This window comes from Gilliamella bombicola (assembly GCF_900094945.1).
GTDB lineage: Bacteria > Pseudomonadota > Gammaproteobacteria > Enterobacterales > Orbaceae > Gilliamella > Gilliamella bombicola.
In genome coordinates this window covers 25,982-43,501 of record NZ_FMAQ01000007.1, presented here as the reverse complement: position 1 = coordinate 43,501, position 17,520 = coordinate 25,982, and the positions used below count along the sequence as shown (strand labels likewise).

Sequence of the window (17,520 nt, the reverse complement as noted above, 5' to 3'; positions counted from 1 at the left end):
CAATTTATTCACGACCCAAACTGCCCCGATAAATTAAGCGTCTTGGGATTATTGTGGTACCAGATTGATAGTTTTGATTATGCAAATAATTTAAAAATAGTTTTATTGTGACACTAGCAACTTCTTTATGATCTTGTGAAAGTGATATTACTTTACATGGCAAAAAATCTAACAGTTCATTATCACCAAAAGTAGCAATTGTTAAGGTTTCGGGCAAACGTTTAAATTTTCTTAAAATTGCATCAATGGTTCCTTGTAATAAAGAAAAAGAAGTTGTAAAAATACCATTGGGCATTGCATGGCTTTCTAGCCATTGACTAAAGGCAAAATCAGCATCGTGACGACTATAATTATTTGCATATAAAAAATCAACTTTATTGCAATGATTAAGTTTGATATCGTTAAAACCATCTAGACGAAGTTGACTAACAGATAAATTGGGTAATGCCCCGATATATACGACAGAATCTTGTACAAAGTTATTGAATGCTTGAGCTAGCGATTTTGAGTCTTGTTTGTCTGCACCAACAATGTTTCTAAATTTCGATGTAGACAATATCCTATCTAGCGCAAATAGAGGGATTTTTTCGTTTTGCCAGTCATCATAAAAAAGACAATCTTGATTAGAAACGAATGACGATGAAATTAGTAATGCGTCGACACGACGTTGTTGAAGATGCTTGACACATTCTTTTTCGATTTGTGGGTTATCTTTTGAACATGCCAGTAATAATTGATATCCTTCTTTTCTGGCTAATTGTTCTAAATAATTGGCGATGCGAGTGTAACTGTTGTTTTCCAAATCGGGAATAATGATGCCGATAGTTCGTGTTTTACCTGCTCTAAGCCCTGCTGCCACTGCATTAGGTCGGTAATTATACTGTTTGACCACCGCCATCACTTTTTCGATTGTCTTGTCACTAACGCGGTGCTTTTTGGCTTTTCCATTAACAACATAACTTGCAGTTGTCCTTGAAACACCAGCTAAAAGTGCGATTTGTTCTAATTTCATAACGCTATCCCAACTAAAATATAGTTAGTTATTTAACCTGAATCAAAATAATTTGTAAATAATAATTATAATTTTACTCAATAAGTTAGCTTGACTTCATGTTTTATAACAAAGCCTAAAGATAAAAATGATTAATCCCCAAAAATAAAATTTAGTTAATATCTAAATCCTATCCATAATGATAAACATATTAATCATTAGTAATAAATAGCAATATTTTGATCATAAATATTTTCAATTTTGACTGGTGTATCAAATATATCTTGTAAAATAGTAGCATCCATAATCTGTTGTGGGTTACCTTGATATACCAGTTCGCCATTTTTCATGGCTAAAATGTAGTCTGAATAGACAGATGCAAAGTTGATATCATGAATAACGATCACAATTGTTTTACCTAGTTCATCGGCAGCACGGCGCAGTTGCTTCATCATTGCGACAGCATGTTTCATATCGAGGTTATTAAGTGGTTCGTCAAGTAATACATATTCCGTATCTTGGCATAGCACCATGGCAACATAAGCACGTTGCCTTTGCCCACCAGAAAGCTCATCTAAAAAGCGATCTTTATATTGCGTAAGTTCTAAAAACTCAAGAGCTCGGTGGATATATTCATAATCATCAGCAGTTAAGTGCCCTTTGCTATAAGGATAACGCCCAAATCCAACTAATTCAAAAACAGTCAATCTGCTGGTAAAACGATTTTCTTGTCTTAATACGGATAAATAGGTGGCCAACTTATCGCTTGGCGTGTTCACAACATCCATATTTTGAATTTTAACTTGTCCTTCATCAGCAAGCAAAAGTCGACTTACGATCGATAATAATGTCGATTTACCTGCTCCATTTGGACCGATGATGGCAGTAATGCCGCCTTTTGAGATTGTCGCGTTGACGTTTTTTAATACAGGTATTGTTTGATAGTTTTTACTAATATTATCAATTTCTATCACATCGGCACCTTTTTCAATAATAAGAAGATAAACAATGAACCGCCAATAAATTCAATCACAATAGACAATGCACCAACCATATTTAAGATCCGCTCTAAGAACATCTGCCCACCAACAAGAAAAATAACACCTAATAAAAAAGCAGTAGGAAGTAAAAAACGATGTTGGCTTGATCCACTAACACTATAAGCTAAATTAGCAATTAAAAGCCCTAAGAAAGTAAAAGGCCCAACTAATGCCGTCGATATTGAAACTAAAACAGAGACTAACAATAAAATAATCGTAATACTTTTTTGGTAATCAATACCTAAATTTATCGCATTATCACGCCCTAAAGCCAAAACATCAAACTGATATCGCATTCGCCATAAAAACAAACCGATGATAACAGCAATCACTAATGAAAAGACGATCAATATCGGCTCAGCACGCGTAAAGGTTGCAAAAATGCGGCTTTGTAATATCGCAAACTCGGACGGTGTCATTAAACGCTGTAATAGATTAGATAAACTGCGGAATAATGTTCCTAAAATGATACCGATTAATAATACCAGATGTAAATTTTGCTTGAGCTTAGTAAATAATCCTCGATACAAAAATAGTGAAAATAAGACTAATAAAAGTGATTCAAAAATGAATCTACCAATCATACCAATATAAGGAATACCTTGTGTATCAATAAAAAAGATCACAATAGTTTGTATCAATACAAATAGCGATTCAAATCCCATAATAGAGGGAGTTAATATTCGGTTGTTGGTGATAGTTTGAAAAAGTAATGTTGATGTTGCTGCCGAAAAAGCTACTAAAATCATTGTCAGCATAATCCAAGTTCGATGCATCAAAATGTAGCCAATATTACCTTTAAGTCCTATCGTCATAAAACAAGTAATACAAATTAACGCAATAATAAATAACCCAAAGACTCTTTTTTGACTTGAAAGATAACGTTTTTGATTAATTAACATGGCGTTTTCGACTCAATAATATTAAAAAAATAATAGCGCCGACTACGCCAAGAATAACACTCACAGGGATTTCAAAAGGATAGCGAATTATCCGTCCAATGATATCGCAAATTAAAACCAGCCCACTACCAAATAAACAGATCCATGGAATGGTTTTACGAACATTGTCACCAAATAATAAGCTAACAATATTTGGTACAATTAGTCCAAGAAAGGGTAAAACACCGACAACAACAACGACAATACCACCGATTAATGCAATAACAATAAGCCCTGTCAACATGACTCGACGATAATTAAGCCCAACATTGATCGAAAAATCTCGACCTAAGCCAACAACGGTAAATTGATCTGCACTCCAACAAGCAACTATCGTTAATCCGCCAACTAGCCATAATAACTCATAACGACCTTGCAAAATACCTGAAAAATCACCTGATTCCCACCCTCCTAGCGATTGTAGCAAATCAAAGTACATAGCAAAAAATGTAGTAACTGCGCTAATAACAGCTCCAAACATAATACCAACAAGAGGCACCATCAGTGCTGATTTAAAAATGATTTTGCGAGAAATTATCATAAAAGCCATCGTGCCGACCATAGCAAATAAGCTGGCAACAGTCATTTTAGTCATAACACTGGCGCTAGGAGCTAACACCATCATAATTAATAAGCCAAGACTTGCTGATTGTGTTGTGCCAACTAAAGAAGGTTCAACAAATCGATTTTGGGTTAACAGTTGCATTATTAACCCAGCAACACTCATGGCACTACCTGCTAATAATAAAGCAACCGTTCTAGGTACACGGCTAACAAAGAAAATTTCGCGCATGTTGCTATCAGACCATAAGTCCAATAGCGTCATATTCCCAGCACCAATAAACAAACTTATTGCAGTCATGAGCAATAAAGTAAAAATACCTGCAATAAAATAAAAAGATTTAATCATGCTTTACATTAATGGGCTAGTTCAGTTTGCAAAGCGACATCTATTTGATCCATTAAATGACTATAAGTTTGAATACCGCCAGAAATATAGATCGATGTTGAATCTAAATAAACAATATGATTGTGCTGCCATGCTGAGGTTTTTTTAATTAATTCATTATTCAATACTTGCTGTGCTGATTGTGCCTCTTTATTACCAATTGCATTATCTCTATCTAAAACAAATAACCATTCTGGATTAACACTTAAGATAAATTCTGAAGTAACAGCATTACCGTGACGGCCTGCTTCTTGGAAAGTTGTTGCTGGTTTGAATCCTAATACATCAAATACAAAACCAAAACGAGATTTTTCGCTATAAGCAGACATTTTTCCACCATTAACCATGATAACTAATGCACTTCCTGCTGTGCTTGTTTTTTGTTTTAGCTGCTCTATTTTTTGATTAAAATCAGCCAATAACTTATCAGCTTCATTTTGCTTATGAAAAATATCACCTAATTGTCGGGTTCTTTGCGTTATGCTTCCTAAAAAATTATTGTAATCAATATCTAACGAAATTGTTGGAGCAATATCATTTAATTTATTATAGGCATCATTGGCTCGACCGCCAGCAATAATAATATCAGGCTGAATTGAACTTAAAACTTCATAATTTGGCTCAAATAAAGTACCCACATTAGTATATTCTTTACTGTCATATTTGGATAAGAAAGTTGGGTAATGTACATCTGATTGAGGCACTGCTGTAACTGGAATATTTAATGCATCCATAATATCAAGCGTTGCAGTATTAAAAACAACAACTTTTTTAGGGTTGTCAGGTACTTCAGTTTTGCCTTGAGAATGTTCAATGGTAACCGTTTTTACAGATGGTTGCTGTTCTTTTTTATTGTCACATCCAACTAAAACAAGTAAGACCGTAAATAAAATTACTAATTTCGCTTTAATATATGAATACATTATAACTCCTAATTATCAGCCTGAATAAAAATCCAAAAATGATAATTATAATAATTATCATTTACGTTAAGATTGTAACTAAAAAAGATATAAGGTTCAATGAACTTTAAGCGTTTAAAATCATAATATGCAATAAAGGACAGCTAAATAGAAGTAAAACGATAATAAATAGAATAAAAAAAGCTACCGATTTATTCGGTAGCATAGTGAATATTAATAGTTAAAATTCCTGATTTAGAGAAATTGATAAATCTTTAAGCTTACGAGTTAATGTATTGCGCCCCCATCCTAATAGATGAGCGGCATCTTGTTTGTGACCTCGAGTAAAATTGAGTGCACTCTTTAATAAGATACATTCAACATCGTGTATTACTTCAGTTAAAATGCCAGTTTGACCATTTGTGAGTGCTTGTTTTGCCCATTGTTCTAGTAACAGTTTCCAGTCTGTTTGTTGTTGTGGCAAGTGACTAGCAGGCAATGCAATATGTTCATTATTGTCAATCGTTTTAGTTGTTGATAACTGCAACAACTCTGGCGGTAACTCTTGAACAAAAACCTCTTTATTTGAAGACATTACTGTAATCCAACGACAGGTGTTTTCAAGTTGTCGGACATTACCAGGCCAGTTAAATTGGCATAATACATCTAATGCTTCTGGGCTTAGTATTTTACTTTCTACCCCAAGCTCTTTTGCCGTTGTATGTAAAAAATGTTCAGCAAGTTTTGGAATATCTTGTGCTCTATCGCGTAAAGGTGGAAGTAATATACGAATAACATTTAAACGGTGAAACAAGTCTTCTCTAAATTTTCCTTCCCTGACTCTTGCATCCAAATCTTGATGTGTAGCAGCAATAATACGCACGTCAACTTTAACGGGCGAATAACCACCAATACGATAAAACTGCCCATCAGCAAGCACCCTTAATAACCGAGTTTGAACATCAAGCGGCATATCACCAATTTCGTCTAAAAATAAAGTACCACCATTAGCCTGTTCAAAGCGTCCATGTCTAATTTGAGCAGCACCTGTGAATGCACCTTTTTCATGCCCAAAAAGCTCAGACTCAATCAAATCTTTAGGAATAGCCGCCATATTCAACGCAATAAAAGGGGATTGTGAACGTGGGCTGTGAGTGTGTAGTGCTTTAGCAACTAATTCTTTACCTGTTCCTGATTCACCATTAATTAATACACTAATTGATGATTTAGATAATCGACCAATAATACGAAAGACCTCTTGCATTGAAGGGGCTTCACCAATAATACCTGTTGATGCTTTTGCTGTTGTATTATTGCTAGTTTTGTTGCTTTGAGTTTGCAAAATTGCACGCTCAACCAGTTGTATAACTTCGTCCACATCAAAGGGTTTTGGGATATAATCGTAAGCACCTTTTTGATAGGCATTTACTGCTGCATCAAGATCCGAATGTGCAGTCATAATAATAACAGGTAAATGAGGCAATTTTTCTTTAACATCGTGGAGCAATGTTAAACCATCAATCCCCGGCATTTTGATATCTGAAATTAATACCGCTGGCTTTTCAGCATAAGTAATCAAAGCGTCCATCACTTCTTGACCAGTTGAAAAGCTGACACAGTTGAAATGAGCATGAGTTAATGCTTTTTCTAATACCCAACGAATTGAACTATCATCATCAACAATCCAAACATTCATATTAACTTACCTCACTGCTTAATTGGCAAATAGACAGAAAACACTGTATGCCCAGGCCAACTATTAAATTCGATTTTACCGCAATGTTGATCAACAATATTATGAGCAATCGAAAGACCAATACCCGTACCATCTTTATATCCACTAACCATAGGGTAAAATAAAGTGTCTTGAATATGAACTGGCACACCCGGTCCTGTATCTTCGATATCAATACGAGCGCATAACCGATAACGTTGTCCATGTAAAGTAACCTGAAAAGCCGTTCTTGTCTTAATAGTAATAGTGCCAGTATTCGAACCAATGGCCTGCAAAGCATTGCGGACAATATTCAAAATTACTTGTTCTATTTGTTCCGAATCATGGATAAAATCAGGTAAGCTTGGATCATAATCGCGTAAAATTTCAATATTGATAGGCTTTTCCAAACATAGCAAAGCATAAATACGCTCTATTGCTTGATAAATGCTTTGTTCTTTTTGTTGCAAGCGTTGTTGCGGACCTAATAATCTATCTACAAGATTACGTAATCTATCTGCTTGTTCAATAATGATTTTTGTATAATCTTGCAATTCATTTTTAGGTAACTCTCGTGATAATAACTGAGCCGCACCTCTGAGCCCACCTAATGGATTTTTAATTTCATGAGCAAGTCCTCGAACTAATTCACGAGCGGCACTTTGTTGAGCTTGTTGTAATTGTTCTTGGCTAAGGCGTTTATGATTATTTAACGGCGCCATTTCAATCAAAATCCGACCATTAACTAACAGCTGAGCTGTCAGCGATAAAATATGTAGCTCATTATTAATAACTAAATTAACTTCATTATCTGTAAAACCTTGATTTTGAGCTAATGCACTGAGCATTAAATCAATATCTAACGAGAAATACCCTAATAAATCAGGAAAGTAACTTTCTAATAGTTTTTTAGAACTTTGTGCTAATAACTGCTGTGCTGCAGTATTGGCATAGAGAATATTGAGCTTTGTATCAAGTAATAAAATACTTGTAATCATAGAATCAAGAACAAGATTAGCATCAGATTCATTATTAAATGTCATCGTTGGATTTCCGTCCTGATTAGAAACCACCGCTAACAAGCGGTGGGTAACACGCTAAGTTATATAAAAAATAATTTATAAGCTATAGTACAACTCAAATTCAACTGGATGTGGTGTCATACGTACACGATCAACATCTTGACGTTTTAAATCAATATATGCATCAATAGTATCATTAGTAAAGACATTACCACGTGTTAAGAATTCACGATCTGCATCTAATGCATTAAGTGCCTCTTCAAGCGAACCAGCGACTTGAGGAATTAATTTAGATTCCTCTGGTGGTAAATCGTATAAGTTTTTATCCATCGCATCGCCAGGGTGAATTTTATTAATAATACCATCTAAACCAGCCATTAACTGAGCAGCAAATGATAAGTATGGATTACCTGCTGGATCTGGGAAACGAACCTCAATACGACGCGCTTTAGGGCTAGTCACAACAGGAATACGAATTGATGCAGAACGGTTACGAGCAGAATATGCAAGCATAACTGGCGCTTCATAGCCCGGAACCAGACGTTTATAAGAGTTAGTTGCAGGGTTAGTAAATGCATTGATGGCTTTTGCATGTTTGATAATACCACCAATATAGAATAATGCCATTTCTGAAAGACCCGCATATTTATCTCCAGCAAATAAATTTACGCCATCTTTCGCTAATGATTGGTGACAGTGCATACCAGAACCATTATCACCAAACATTGGTTTTGGCATAAATGTCGCTGTTTTGCCATAAGCGTGTGCCACATTTTGTACGACATATTTATAGATTTGCACTTCATCAGCTTTTTTAGTTAGCGTATTAAAGCGACAGGCAATTTCGTTTTGCCCCGCAGTAGCAACTTCATGATGGTGGGCTTCAACCACTAAGCCAAGTTGCTCCATAATTAAACACATTTCAGAACGGATATCTTGCGAGGAATCAACGGGTGGAAGTGGAAAATATCCGCCTTTTACGCCAGGGCGATGCGCTTTATTACCTTCTTCATATTTTGTACCAGAGTTCCAAGCCGCTTCAATATCATCGATATGCACAAAACTACCAGACATTGGCGAACCAAAGCGGACATCATCAAATAAGAAAAATTCTGGTTCAGGCCCAAAAATCACAGTATCAGCAATACCTGATGATTTTAGATACTCTTCGGCACGTTTAGCGATTGAACGAGGGTCACGATCATACCCTTGTAAAGTTGCTGGCTCTAATACATCACAACGAAGGTTTAACGTTGTATCTTCAAAAAATGGATCGATTACGGCTGTTGAAGCGTCAGGCATTAACACCATATCTGACTCATTAATCCCTTTCCACCCTGCAATCGATGAACCGTCGAACATTTTACCATCTTCAAAAAAATCAGCATCGATTTGACTAACAGGTATTGTTACGTGTTGTTCTTTACCTTTAGTATCAGTAAAACGCAAATCAACAAACTTAACGTCGTTTTCTTTAATTAGTGTTAAAACTTTTTGTGTAGACATGTATCTTCTCCATTAAGGACAAATAATAATTGTTCAGTTTTTAAGGCATTTTTGCCAAACTGTTATAATCTATGCAAATATAATGCCAATTTTTCAACGGTGCATTCATGAAGCAAGTATCACAAATAGTAACATAGATCTTAATGTTGCACCATAATGGTTAGATAAGCACCAACTTAATGCACCAAAATAATTCATCATACTTTCACAGTCGTTTAATCGTCTAAATCGACAATATTTACACTTGAATTGATGATAAATTACCACGCTGCAGATCACTTGCCGAATAATACTCCCAAAACTACACTGGAGATCTATCACCAGAGACAATTAAGTAAAATGTTACCTTATCCCGATCATGTTCAATGGTTTCTTCTGAAACCAATACAACATAATAGTACATATTATCTTTTGGATTAATTATCGTTACATTCTGACCGCCCATTTCCCAATGGCAACAAACCAACTTTAGTTCAGTCATTCCCATTTTCTGAGTTAAATACTCTTGAGCTTGTTTTGCATCTTTCCCTTCTATTTTATAAATGGCTTCAATCGATCTTGTTTGCCCATAATCATCAACATCACAACGTTCATATTGAAAATAATCCGGTGCAGCATCATCAAATTCACGTAAAAAATCACGGCAAGTCAAATCTGGATCATAACTTGAAGGTTCAATAAGTGAAGCATGTTTTTCACCACTAACTTGCTCTAAAACTACATCGTAATTACCATTAGCAATCACAGAAGAAACAAAAAAAAATAATAAAAATAGTAAGATAGGCACTCTAAATTGCATCAAAATTTTTCCTTATATCCAACACATTTTATAACCTTTTAAAATAAAACAATTCACTATAAAGCAATTTTTCAATTATTGGCACTATATTTCATTACGCATTATCGTTATAATCTCACCTTAAAATTGAAAAAAAATTAGGTAATCATACAAGTATGGAATTTATTACACTCGAAATTATACCTTTTATAAAAAATCATCTTTTGCTTTCATTAGGTTGGATTGTGCTGTTTATTGCAATCATTGTACTAACCATTAAAAGTAAGCTATCTAAAGTTAAAATTATCAATAATGCTCAAGCAATCCATATGATTAATAAGCAAGGAGCTGTTATTGTTGACATTCGTTCTGCAGATAGCTTTAAAAAAGGACATATCACTGATTCTCACAATGTTTTACCTATCGATATTAAAAATGCGAGCGCAAAAATAATTGAAAAATTTAAAGAAAACATCGTTATTTTAATTGATGAAAATGGTTTATCATCAGCAGGTATAGGTGAAATACTTGTCAAACAAGGTTTTTTAAATGTCTTTACTTTAAAAGACGGGATTGCTGGATGGAATGGCGAAAATTTACCATTAGTTAGAAAATAATATAATTTTAAAATAAGGCTTTATCATGACAGAACAAAACAATACACAACAACCTGAAACACAGTTTGCTATTCAACGTATTTATACTAAAGATGTTTCATTTGAAACTAATAATGTTCCTGAAATTTTTACAAAACAATGGCAACCAGAATTAAATATCGAATTAAATTCATCTTCACAAGGGTTAAGTGAAAATGTGTATGAAGTTGCGCTTCGCGTCACTGTAACAGTAAAACAACAAGACGAAGTAGTATATATTTGTGAAGTGACTCAAGCGGGTATTTTTTCACTTATTGGATTTGATGAAGGTCAAATTCAACATTGTGTTGGTGCCTATTGTCCAAATATCTTATTCCCTTACGCACGTGAGGTCATTTCGAGTTTAGTCAATAAAGGGACATTCCCTCAAATAAATTTAGAGCCAGTAAATTTTGAAGCATTATTTATTAATTATCTTCAACAACAGCAACAACAAGCCAAATCTACTGAAACATTACAATAATAATTATTATATTTTAGTTAATTAACGATAAGTTTATTGGATTATTATGGAAAAAAATGCTGCAGTTACAGTAATTGGCGCAGGATCTTACGGAACCTCTTTAGCTATTTTACTGGCACGAAATGGCCACTCAACTTTATTATGGGGTCATAACCCTGATAAAATGGCCATTTTGCAGCATGATAGGCAAAATAAACAATTTTTACCTGATATTCCTTTTCCTGATTTGCTACAAATTGAAAGCGATTTAAAAACAGCTGTTTCAGCTGCATCTATTTTACTTGTTGTGGTACCAAGTCACGCTTTTGCAAGTATTCTAACTCAAATCAAGCCATTTTTACGACAAGACTCTAAAATAGTCTGGGCAACAAAAGGACTTGAAGTCAATACAGGACGATTATTGCAAGATGTCGCAAGAGAAATTTTAGGTAATCAAATTTCATTAGCCGTTATTTCTGGTCCAACGTTTGCCAAAGAAGTGGCATCAGGGTTACCCACTGCGGTAACTGTTGCATCAACGGATAAGAACTTTTTAACAGAATTACAACATTTATTTCATTGTAGTAAAAGTTTCCGTGTTTATAGCAGCGGAGATTTTATTGGAGTACAACTTGGCGGTGCAATCAAAAACGTTATCGCCATTGGTGCTGGATTATCTGATGGTCTTGGTTTTGGTGCCAATGCTAGAACAGCATTAATTACTCGTGGCCTTGCTGAAATGATGCGATTAGGAGCAGCATTAGGTGCAGACCCTGCAACTTTTATGGGAATGGCAGGGCTAGGCGATCTCGTTTTAACTTGTACAGATAATCAGTCTCGTAATCGCCGTTTTGGAATTTTACTTGGTCAAAATAAATCAATTCAGGAAGCCCAAGATGCCATTGCTCAAGTTGTCGAAGGACGTAATAATACCAAAGAAGTCTGGCTACTAGCTCAAAAACATCATGTTGATATGCCAATCACTGAACAAATTTATCAGGTCCTTTATGAACATAAAGATCCTAAACAAGCAGCGATGGCATTACTTGGACGCTCACAAAAAGCAGAACTTAAAAGTTAAGTTTACAATTAACTTATTGTTTTATTATAAATAAGTACCTATTCCCTTTTCTTTTGCCTTAAGATAAATATCGTAACCAATATACACATCTAGTACTGCTGTTCCAACTGTTTTAAATAACGTTATTTGCTCATCATTTTGACGACATAGAGCAGGAGCTTTCACTAAATCACCCAATTCGAAAAAGTCATCTTTTGATACTAATTTTTGTTGAATTGGGTCAATAATATCCCCGGCTTCAGCAAACACGCCCGCTTTGGTATCTAGTACGCGAATGTTAGCCTTTTCAACAATGTTTTCTGGAATTTCGTGCATTTCTGGTGTATAAGCACCGACACCGTTAATATGTGTACCGGGTTTTACTTTATCACCATTAAACGTAACAACTTTTGATGTTGTAACCGAAGTAATGATATCGGCTTGACTAATGTCTTCATCCAAATTTTGTGAAAAATAAAGATTAGTCGAAAAATGAGCGAAACGTTGTTTCATATCATTCGCAAATTGTTTTGCTTTTTGAGTGTCAATATCAAAAATAGCAACATCAGTCAGCGAACGCACAGTTAGCATCGCTTCTAGTTGGGATATCGCCTGCCCACCAGTACCAATCAACACTGCACGAATAGCATTTTTACGCGCCAATAAATCAGTTGCCGCACCTTGAACGGCCCCTGTACGGAGCTGTGTTACAAAAGTACCATCTAACATGGCACAAACTTCACCTGTTTGTGGATCTAACATTAAAACTTGAGCAGGCACTGATGGCTTGCCTAATTTAGGATTGTCAGGAAAAACTGAGACAATCTTAATACCCACAATATCACTACCTTGAATATGTGCTGGCATAAACAAACATTGGCCTTTCTGCATATCAAAATTGATGCGCAATGGAACATCACAGTTCCCTTGAGTGTAAATTTTTAAAGCTTCCTTATCTGCTGATATCGCATCTTTCATGGTATAAAACTGTTCAATATCTTTAGCTGTTAAAATGAGCATTTTTGTTCCTTACTTGCTTTTATATTTATTCCATACTTAGTATCTATTATCTATTTTTTAAATCAAGAATCATTATTAATTAAATTTTAACAATTTGTTTTATATCAAAAAATAGTCTTTGTTGTATATTTTATGTATTTTCACTATTATTACAGAGTGCAATTTTGCATGATAATTGAGAAATCGGATGTTATTTAAAATATTAAAATTTTTTTTAAAGGTTTTATTTCATGTCAGAATTCATGGTAATCTTGACAATTTAAAACAAGATAGACTTCTTATCACTCCTAACCATGTATCTTTCCTTGATGGTATCCTAATCGGATTATTTTTACCTGTAAGACCAGTATTTGCTATTTATGCTGGCTATATTAATCACTGGTTAGTCCGCTTAGCAAAGCGTTATGTCGACTTTGTGCCAATGGATCCACTAAGCCCAATGGCAATCAAACGATTAGTTCGCGAAGTTGAAAAAGGCCGTCCAATAGTCATATTCCCTGAAGGAAGAATTACTATAACTGGCTCATTAATGAAAATTTACGATGGTGCTGCCTTTGTTGCAGCTCGTTCTCAAGCAACGATTGTACCTGTCTGGATTGAAGGAGCTGAATTTACTTTAACCAGTCGTTTAAAAGGATTATTTAAACGTCGTTTATTTCCTAAAATAACTATTCATGTACTTGAGCCGACATCTATAACAATGCCAGATGCGCCTAAAGCTAGTGAAAAACGTTATATTGCAGGAGAAAAACTTCATCAAATTATGATGAATGCACGTATGGCAAGTCGCCCCAAATTAACTCTATTTGAAGCATTACTTGAAGCGCAAGTCCGCTATGGTGTCAAATCGCGAATGGTCCAAGACCCCACAACTCATGAAGCATCTTATCGTAATTTATTAAAACAAATCATTGGTGTTAGCTGTATTGTTGCTAAAATAACTCAGAAAAAAGAACGTGTTGGCGTTTTATTACCTAATGCAACCATTACCGTTGCAACAATTTTTGGTTTATCGGTTAAAAACCGAATTCCAGCTATGCTCAATTATACTGCTGGTACCAAAGGGCTGACTTGTGCAATTGCAGCTGCTGAAATTAAAACTATCATTACTTCACGCAAATTTATTCAAAAAGGGAAACTTGATCATCTTCTGGAACAAATAAAAGATGTTAAATGGTGTTTTCTTGAAGATCTACGTAACAGTTTAACTCTTACCGATAAACTTTATGTTTCAGTTCATCAATATATCCCTCGTTTGGTTAAACGCTCTCAATCAAGTGATGATGAGGCTCTCGTGTTGTTTACGTCGGGTTCAGAAGGTAATCCTAAAGGTGTTGCTCATAGTCATGGTAGTTTGCTTGCTAATGTTGAGCAAATTCGAACTGTTATCGATCCAACTCCGGCTGATCGCTTTATGTCCGCACTACCGTTATTCCATGCTTTTGGTATTACTGCCGGATTATTTTTACCGCTGTTTTCTGGTAGTCGCACATTTTTATATCCAAATCCATTACATTATCGTATGGTGCCTGAAATAATTTATGATCAAAATTGCACTGTCTTATTTGGTACGCCAACTTTCTTAGCAAACTATGCTCGTTACGCACATCCATATGATTTTATGCGTTTACGCTATGTTGTTGCTGGTGCAGAAAAATTATCAGACACAGTACGCGAGCAATGGAAAGATAAATATGGTATCCGTATTTTAGAAGGCTATGGTGTTACTGAGTGTGCCCCCGTAGTGGCACTTAATGTTCCAATGGCGTTTAAATCCGGTACTGTAGGTCGATTATTGCCAGGCATGACATCAAGATTAATTCATGTGCCAGGTATTATTGAGGGAGGTCAATTGCAAGTTAAAGGCCCTAATGTGATGAAAGGCTATTTACGTATTGAAAATCCAGGCAAACTTGAAGAACCAATTGCAATCGATGAACATGGGAACTCCGAAAAAGGTTGGTATGACACCGGCGATATCGTTGCTATTGATAACGAAGGCTTTGTCACAATTAAAGGACGCTTAAAACGATTTGCTAAAATTGCGGGAGAAATGGTTTCATTAGAAAGTGTTGAAGCCTTAGCAAAAAAAGTCGATATTGATGCCATGCACGGCGCAACAGTTAAAGCCGATGCAGCAAAAGGAGAAGCTATTGTTCTATTTACTACTTCAACAAAATTAAATCGAGAGCAACTTAACCAAGTGTCTCAAGAACTTGGTATTCCTGCATTAGCTATTCCTCGTGATATCCGTGTAGTTAAAGAATTACCACTACTTGGTACAGGTAAAATCGACTTTATTACTCTACGAAAAATGGCTGACGAATAAATAAAAGGATGCCAAATGAATCAATATTCTCTTTTAAACAAAGGCATGGTTGCAACCATGCTAGCGCAGTTTTTTTCAGCATTTGCCGATAACGCCATCTTTTTTGCTATTTTAGCTTTCATCAAAAAGCTACATTATCCAGCTTGGAGCCGATCAATATTACAAATTAGTTTTGTGCTGCCATTCATCATTCTTTCCCCTTTTGTTGGTCAATTTGCTGACAGCATGTCAAAAGGCAAGGCTATGATGATTTCAAATAGTATGAAATTACTCGGTGCTAGTTGTATATGTTTAAACATTAGTCCTTTTATTGGCTATTTTTTAATTGGCATAGGGGCAGCCGCATACTCTCCAGCTAAATATGGGATTTTAGGCGAACTCACCACGGGCGATAATTTGGTTAAAGCAAATGGTTTAATTGAAGCATCGACCATTGCGGCAATTTTACTTGGTTCGCTAGCGGGTGGTCATATTGCCGATCTTAATGTAAGCATATCTATATTGATTTGTGTATTAATGTATGGGCTAGCAATTATTGCTAACTTTTTTATTCCTAAATTACCTACCGCACGACAAAATATTCAATGGCAATTTATGGGTATGGTCAAAGATTTTGCGAACACAATTAAAATCATCTTCACCAATAAGCCTGTTTTAGTCGCATTATTAGGTACTAGCTTGTTTTGGGGAGCGGGTATTACTTTACGATTTTTGTTAATTAGCTGGGTTCCCGCTATTTTGAACATACACGACAATGCAACGCCAACAAATCTAAACGCCATTGTCGCTATTGGCATTGTTATTGGAGCTGGACTGGCAAGTACATTTATTTCGATCAACAACACATTACGCTGCATACCGGCGGGGATACTGATGGGCATAGCAGTAATCGCTTTCACATTGCAAAGCAATATCATTTCATCTTATATTTTACTTATTATTATTGGGGCATTAGGTGGCTTCTTTTTAGTACCATTGAATGCTTTTATTCAAAAAATAGGTAAAGATTTAGTCAGTTCCGGCAGTATCATTTCGGTACAAAACTTAAGCGAATATACAGCAATGATGCTAATGCTAGGACTTTATACATTAGCTATATACAGTAAGTTATCAGTTATTACTATCGGTGTTGGCTTTGGTAGTTTATTTGCTATAGTGATATTTTTGTTATGGTTAGGATTAAGAAAAAATGCAACAAATTAACCTATCTGGTATGTTAACTGAAAGTCGTAACCCTAATAGTGAAAAAATAGACGACTGTTCAACGTTGGAAATACTTCAAATCATCAATAATGAAGATAAGCAAGTCGCACTTGCTGTTGAAAAAGAACTAATAAACATAGCAAAAGCTGTTGATGCAATTAGTCAAAGGTTTTCAAATCAAGGGCGATTAATCTATATCGGTGCTGGGACTTCTGGTCGATTAGGTATTTTAGATGCAAGTGAATGCCCACCAACTTATGGTACTCCGCATGAACAAGTTATTGGATTAATTGCTGGAGGGAAACAAGCTATTTTTAAAGCGGTTGAGAATGCTGAAGACAATCCCGAATTAGCAGTTAATGACTTAAAAAATATTCATTTTAGCTCAAACGACATTTTAGTCGGCATAGCAGCTAGTGGGCGTACACCTTATGTAATAGGCGGTATGCAATATGCCAAATCAATCGGAGCAACTGTCATAAGTTTATGCTGCAATCTTAAAGCCCCGATGATCAACATAGCAGATATAGCAATCACCCCTATTGTCGGTGCTGAAATAATTACTGGATCATCAAGAATGAAAGCCGGAACTGCACAAAAATTAGTATTAAATATGCTAACCACAGCCAGCATGATTAAAATAGGCAAAGTATACGGCAATCTAATGGTCGATGTCGAAGCAACCAATGCAAAACTCATTGAACGACAAATATCAATAGTCATGCAAGCCACCAATTGTAGTAGGGAAATTGCTATTCAAGCATTAGAGCAAAGCCAAAAACACTGTAAAATTGCAATTTTAATGATTCTCTTAGGTATAAATGCAGAGCAGGCAAAACAAAAAATTATCAAAGAACAAGGCTTTATTCGTCAAGCATTACAAACCAAGCAAGATTAGCTTTAATGAACAATAAAAGCCTAATTTTTTTACCAAAATGTAATAAACACATATTTCTTAGTTTATTTG

At 35.3% G+C, this 17,520-nt stretch carries 16 protein-coding genes; 6 read left to right on the top strand and 10 right to left on the bottom strand.

All coding sequences use genetic code 11. The features are described 5' to 3' along the window. Window positions 1–4: 4 nt before the first annotated feature. The 9 genes from cra to GA0061081_RS07095 form a co-directional block, all read right to left on the bottom strand. Window positions 5–1,012, bottom strand: coding sequence for a catabolite repressor/activator (gene cra, locus GA0061081_RS07135; protein ID WP_091348896.1), 1,008 nt, complete (start codon window positions 1,010–1,012; stop codon window positions 5–7). 197 nt (window positions 1,013–1,209) lie between these two features. Then, complete coding sequence (locus GA0061081_RS07130; RefSeq protein WP_091348894.1) at window positions 1,210–1,965, bottom strand: iron ABC transporter ATP-binding protein; 756 nt, start codon at window positions 1,963–1,965, stop codon at window positions 1,210–1,212. Continuing rightward, window positions 1,962–2,933: an iron chelate uptake ABC transporter family permease subunit gene (locus tag GA0061081_RS07125; protein ID WP_091348891.1), complete on the bottom strand. Its 972-nt coding sequence runs from the start codon at window positions 2,931–2,933 to the stop codon at window positions 1,962–1,964. The genes GA0061081_RS07130 and GA0061081_RS07125 overlap by 4 nt, the downstream gene beginning before the upstream one ends. Next, the gene (locus tag GA0061081_RS07120) at window positions 2,923–3,879 is read right to left on the bottom strand and encodes an ABC transporter permease (protein ID WP_091349163.1); all 957 of its coding nucleotides are present in this window, start codon (window positions 3,877–3,879) and stop codon (window positions 2,923–2,925) included. Before GA0061081_RS07120 ends, GA0061081_RS07125 begins: the two co-directional genes overlap by 11 nt. Before the next feature lie 11 nt (window positions 3,880–3,890). Continuing rightward, on the bottom strand, window positions 3,891–4,832 hold the full coding sequence (locus GA0061081_RS07115) for a siderophore ABC transporter substrate-binding protein (protein WP_425337791.1): 942 nt from the start codon (window positions 4,830–4,832) through the stop codon (window positions 3,891–3,893). Between the two features lie 232 nt (window positions 4,833–5,064). Further along, entirely contained in the window at window positions 5,065–6,519 is a 1,455-nt protein-coding gene (gene glnG / locus GA0061081_RS07110) for a nitrogen regulation protein NR(I) (RefSeq protein ID WP_091348886.1), read from the bottom strand. 11 nt (window positions 6,520–6,530) lie between these two features. Then, on the bottom strand, window positions 6,531–7,580 hold the full coding sequence (gene glnL, locus GA0061081_RS07105) for a nitrogen regulation protein NR(II) (RefSeq protein ID WP_091348883.1): 1,050 nt from the start codon (window positions 7,578–7,580) through the stop codon (window positions 6,531–6,533). Window positions 7,581–7,655: 75 nt separating this feature from the next. Then, window positions 7,656–9,065 (bottom strand): glutamate--ammonia ligase, encoded by a 1,410-nt coding sequence (glnA, locus tag GA0061081_RS07100; RefSeq protein WP_091348879.1) that lies wholly within the window; start codon window positions 9,063–9,065, stop codon window positions 7,656–7,658. A 301-nt stretch (window positions 9,066–9,366) separates the two neighbouring features. After that, a complete protein-coding gene (locus GA0061081_RS07095) occupies window positions 9,367–9,864 on the bottom strand; it encodes a DUF4952 domain-containing protein (protein WP_091348876.1) in 498 nt (165 codons plus the stop codon). Window positions 9,865–10,019: 155 nt separating this feature from the next. Between GA0061081_RS07095 and GA0061081_RS07090 the strand changes: the two genes are divergently transcribed. From GA0061081_RS07090 to gpsA, 3 genes are read left to right on the top strand one after another with little or no spacing between them, the layout of a single operon-like run. Further along, window positions 10,020–10,460 carry a rhodanese-like domain-containing protein gene (locus tag GA0061081_RS07090; protein WP_091348873.1) on the top strand — a complete coding sequence of 147 codons (441 nt, stop codon included), beginning with the start codon at window positions 10,020–10,022 and terminating at the stop codon, window positions 10,458–10,460. A 25-nt stretch (window positions 10,461–10,485) separates the two neighbouring features. Beyond that, a complete protein-coding gene (secB, locus tag GA0061081_RS07085) occupies window positions 10,486–10,962 on the top strand; it encodes a protein-export chaperone SecB (RefSeq protein WP_091348870.1) in 477 nt (158 codons plus the stop codon). 46 nt (window positions 10,963–11,008) lie between these two features. Next, window positions 11,009–12,022 carry an NAD(P)H-dependent glycerol-3-phosphate dehydrogenase gene (gpsA, locus tag GA0061081_RS07080; protein WP_245176384.1) on the top strand — a complete coding sequence of 338 codons (1,014 nt, stop codon included), beginning with the start codon at window positions 11,009–11,011 and terminating at the stop codon, window positions 12,020–12,022. A gap of 24 nt (window positions 12,023–12,046) precedes the next feature. Here the strand turns inward: gpsA and GA0061081_RS07075 are convergent, their stop codons facing one another. Beyond that, window positions 12,047–13,021, bottom strand: coding sequence for an ornithine cyclodeaminase family protein (locus GA0061081_RS07075; RefSeq protein WP_091348864.1), 975 nt, complete (start codon window positions 13,019–13,021; stop codon window positions 12,047–12,049). Between the two features lie 187 nt (window positions 13,022–13,208). Between GA0061081_RS07075 and aas the strand changes: the two genes are divergently transcribed. From aas to murQ, 3 genes are read left to right on the top strand one after another with little or no spacing between them, the layout of a single operon-like run. Then, the gene (gene aas / locus GA0061081_RS07070) at window positions 13,209–15,350 is read left to right on the top strand and encodes a bifunctional acyl-ACP--phospholipid O-acyltransferase/long-chain-fatty-acid--ACP ligase (protein WP_091348861.1); all 2,142 of its coding nucleotides are present in this window, start codon (window positions 13,209–13,211) and stop codon (window positions 15,348–15,350) included. A gap of 15 nt (window positions 15,351–15,365) precedes the next feature. Continuing rightward, entirely contained in the window at window positions 15,366–16,553 is a 1,188-nt protein-coding gene (gene lplT / locus GA0061081_RS07065) for a lysophospholipid transporter LplT (RefSeq protein WP_091348857.1), read from the top strand. After that, a complete protein-coding gene (murQ, locus tag GA0061081_RS07060; RefSeq protein ID WP_091348853.1) occupies window positions 16,540–17,451 on the top strand; it encodes an N-acetylmuramic acid 6-phosphate etherase in 912 nt (303 codons plus the stop codon). The genes lplT and murQ overlap by 14 nt, the downstream gene beginning before the upstream one ends. The last annotated feature ends 69 nt before the right edge of the window (window positions 17,452–17,520 follow it).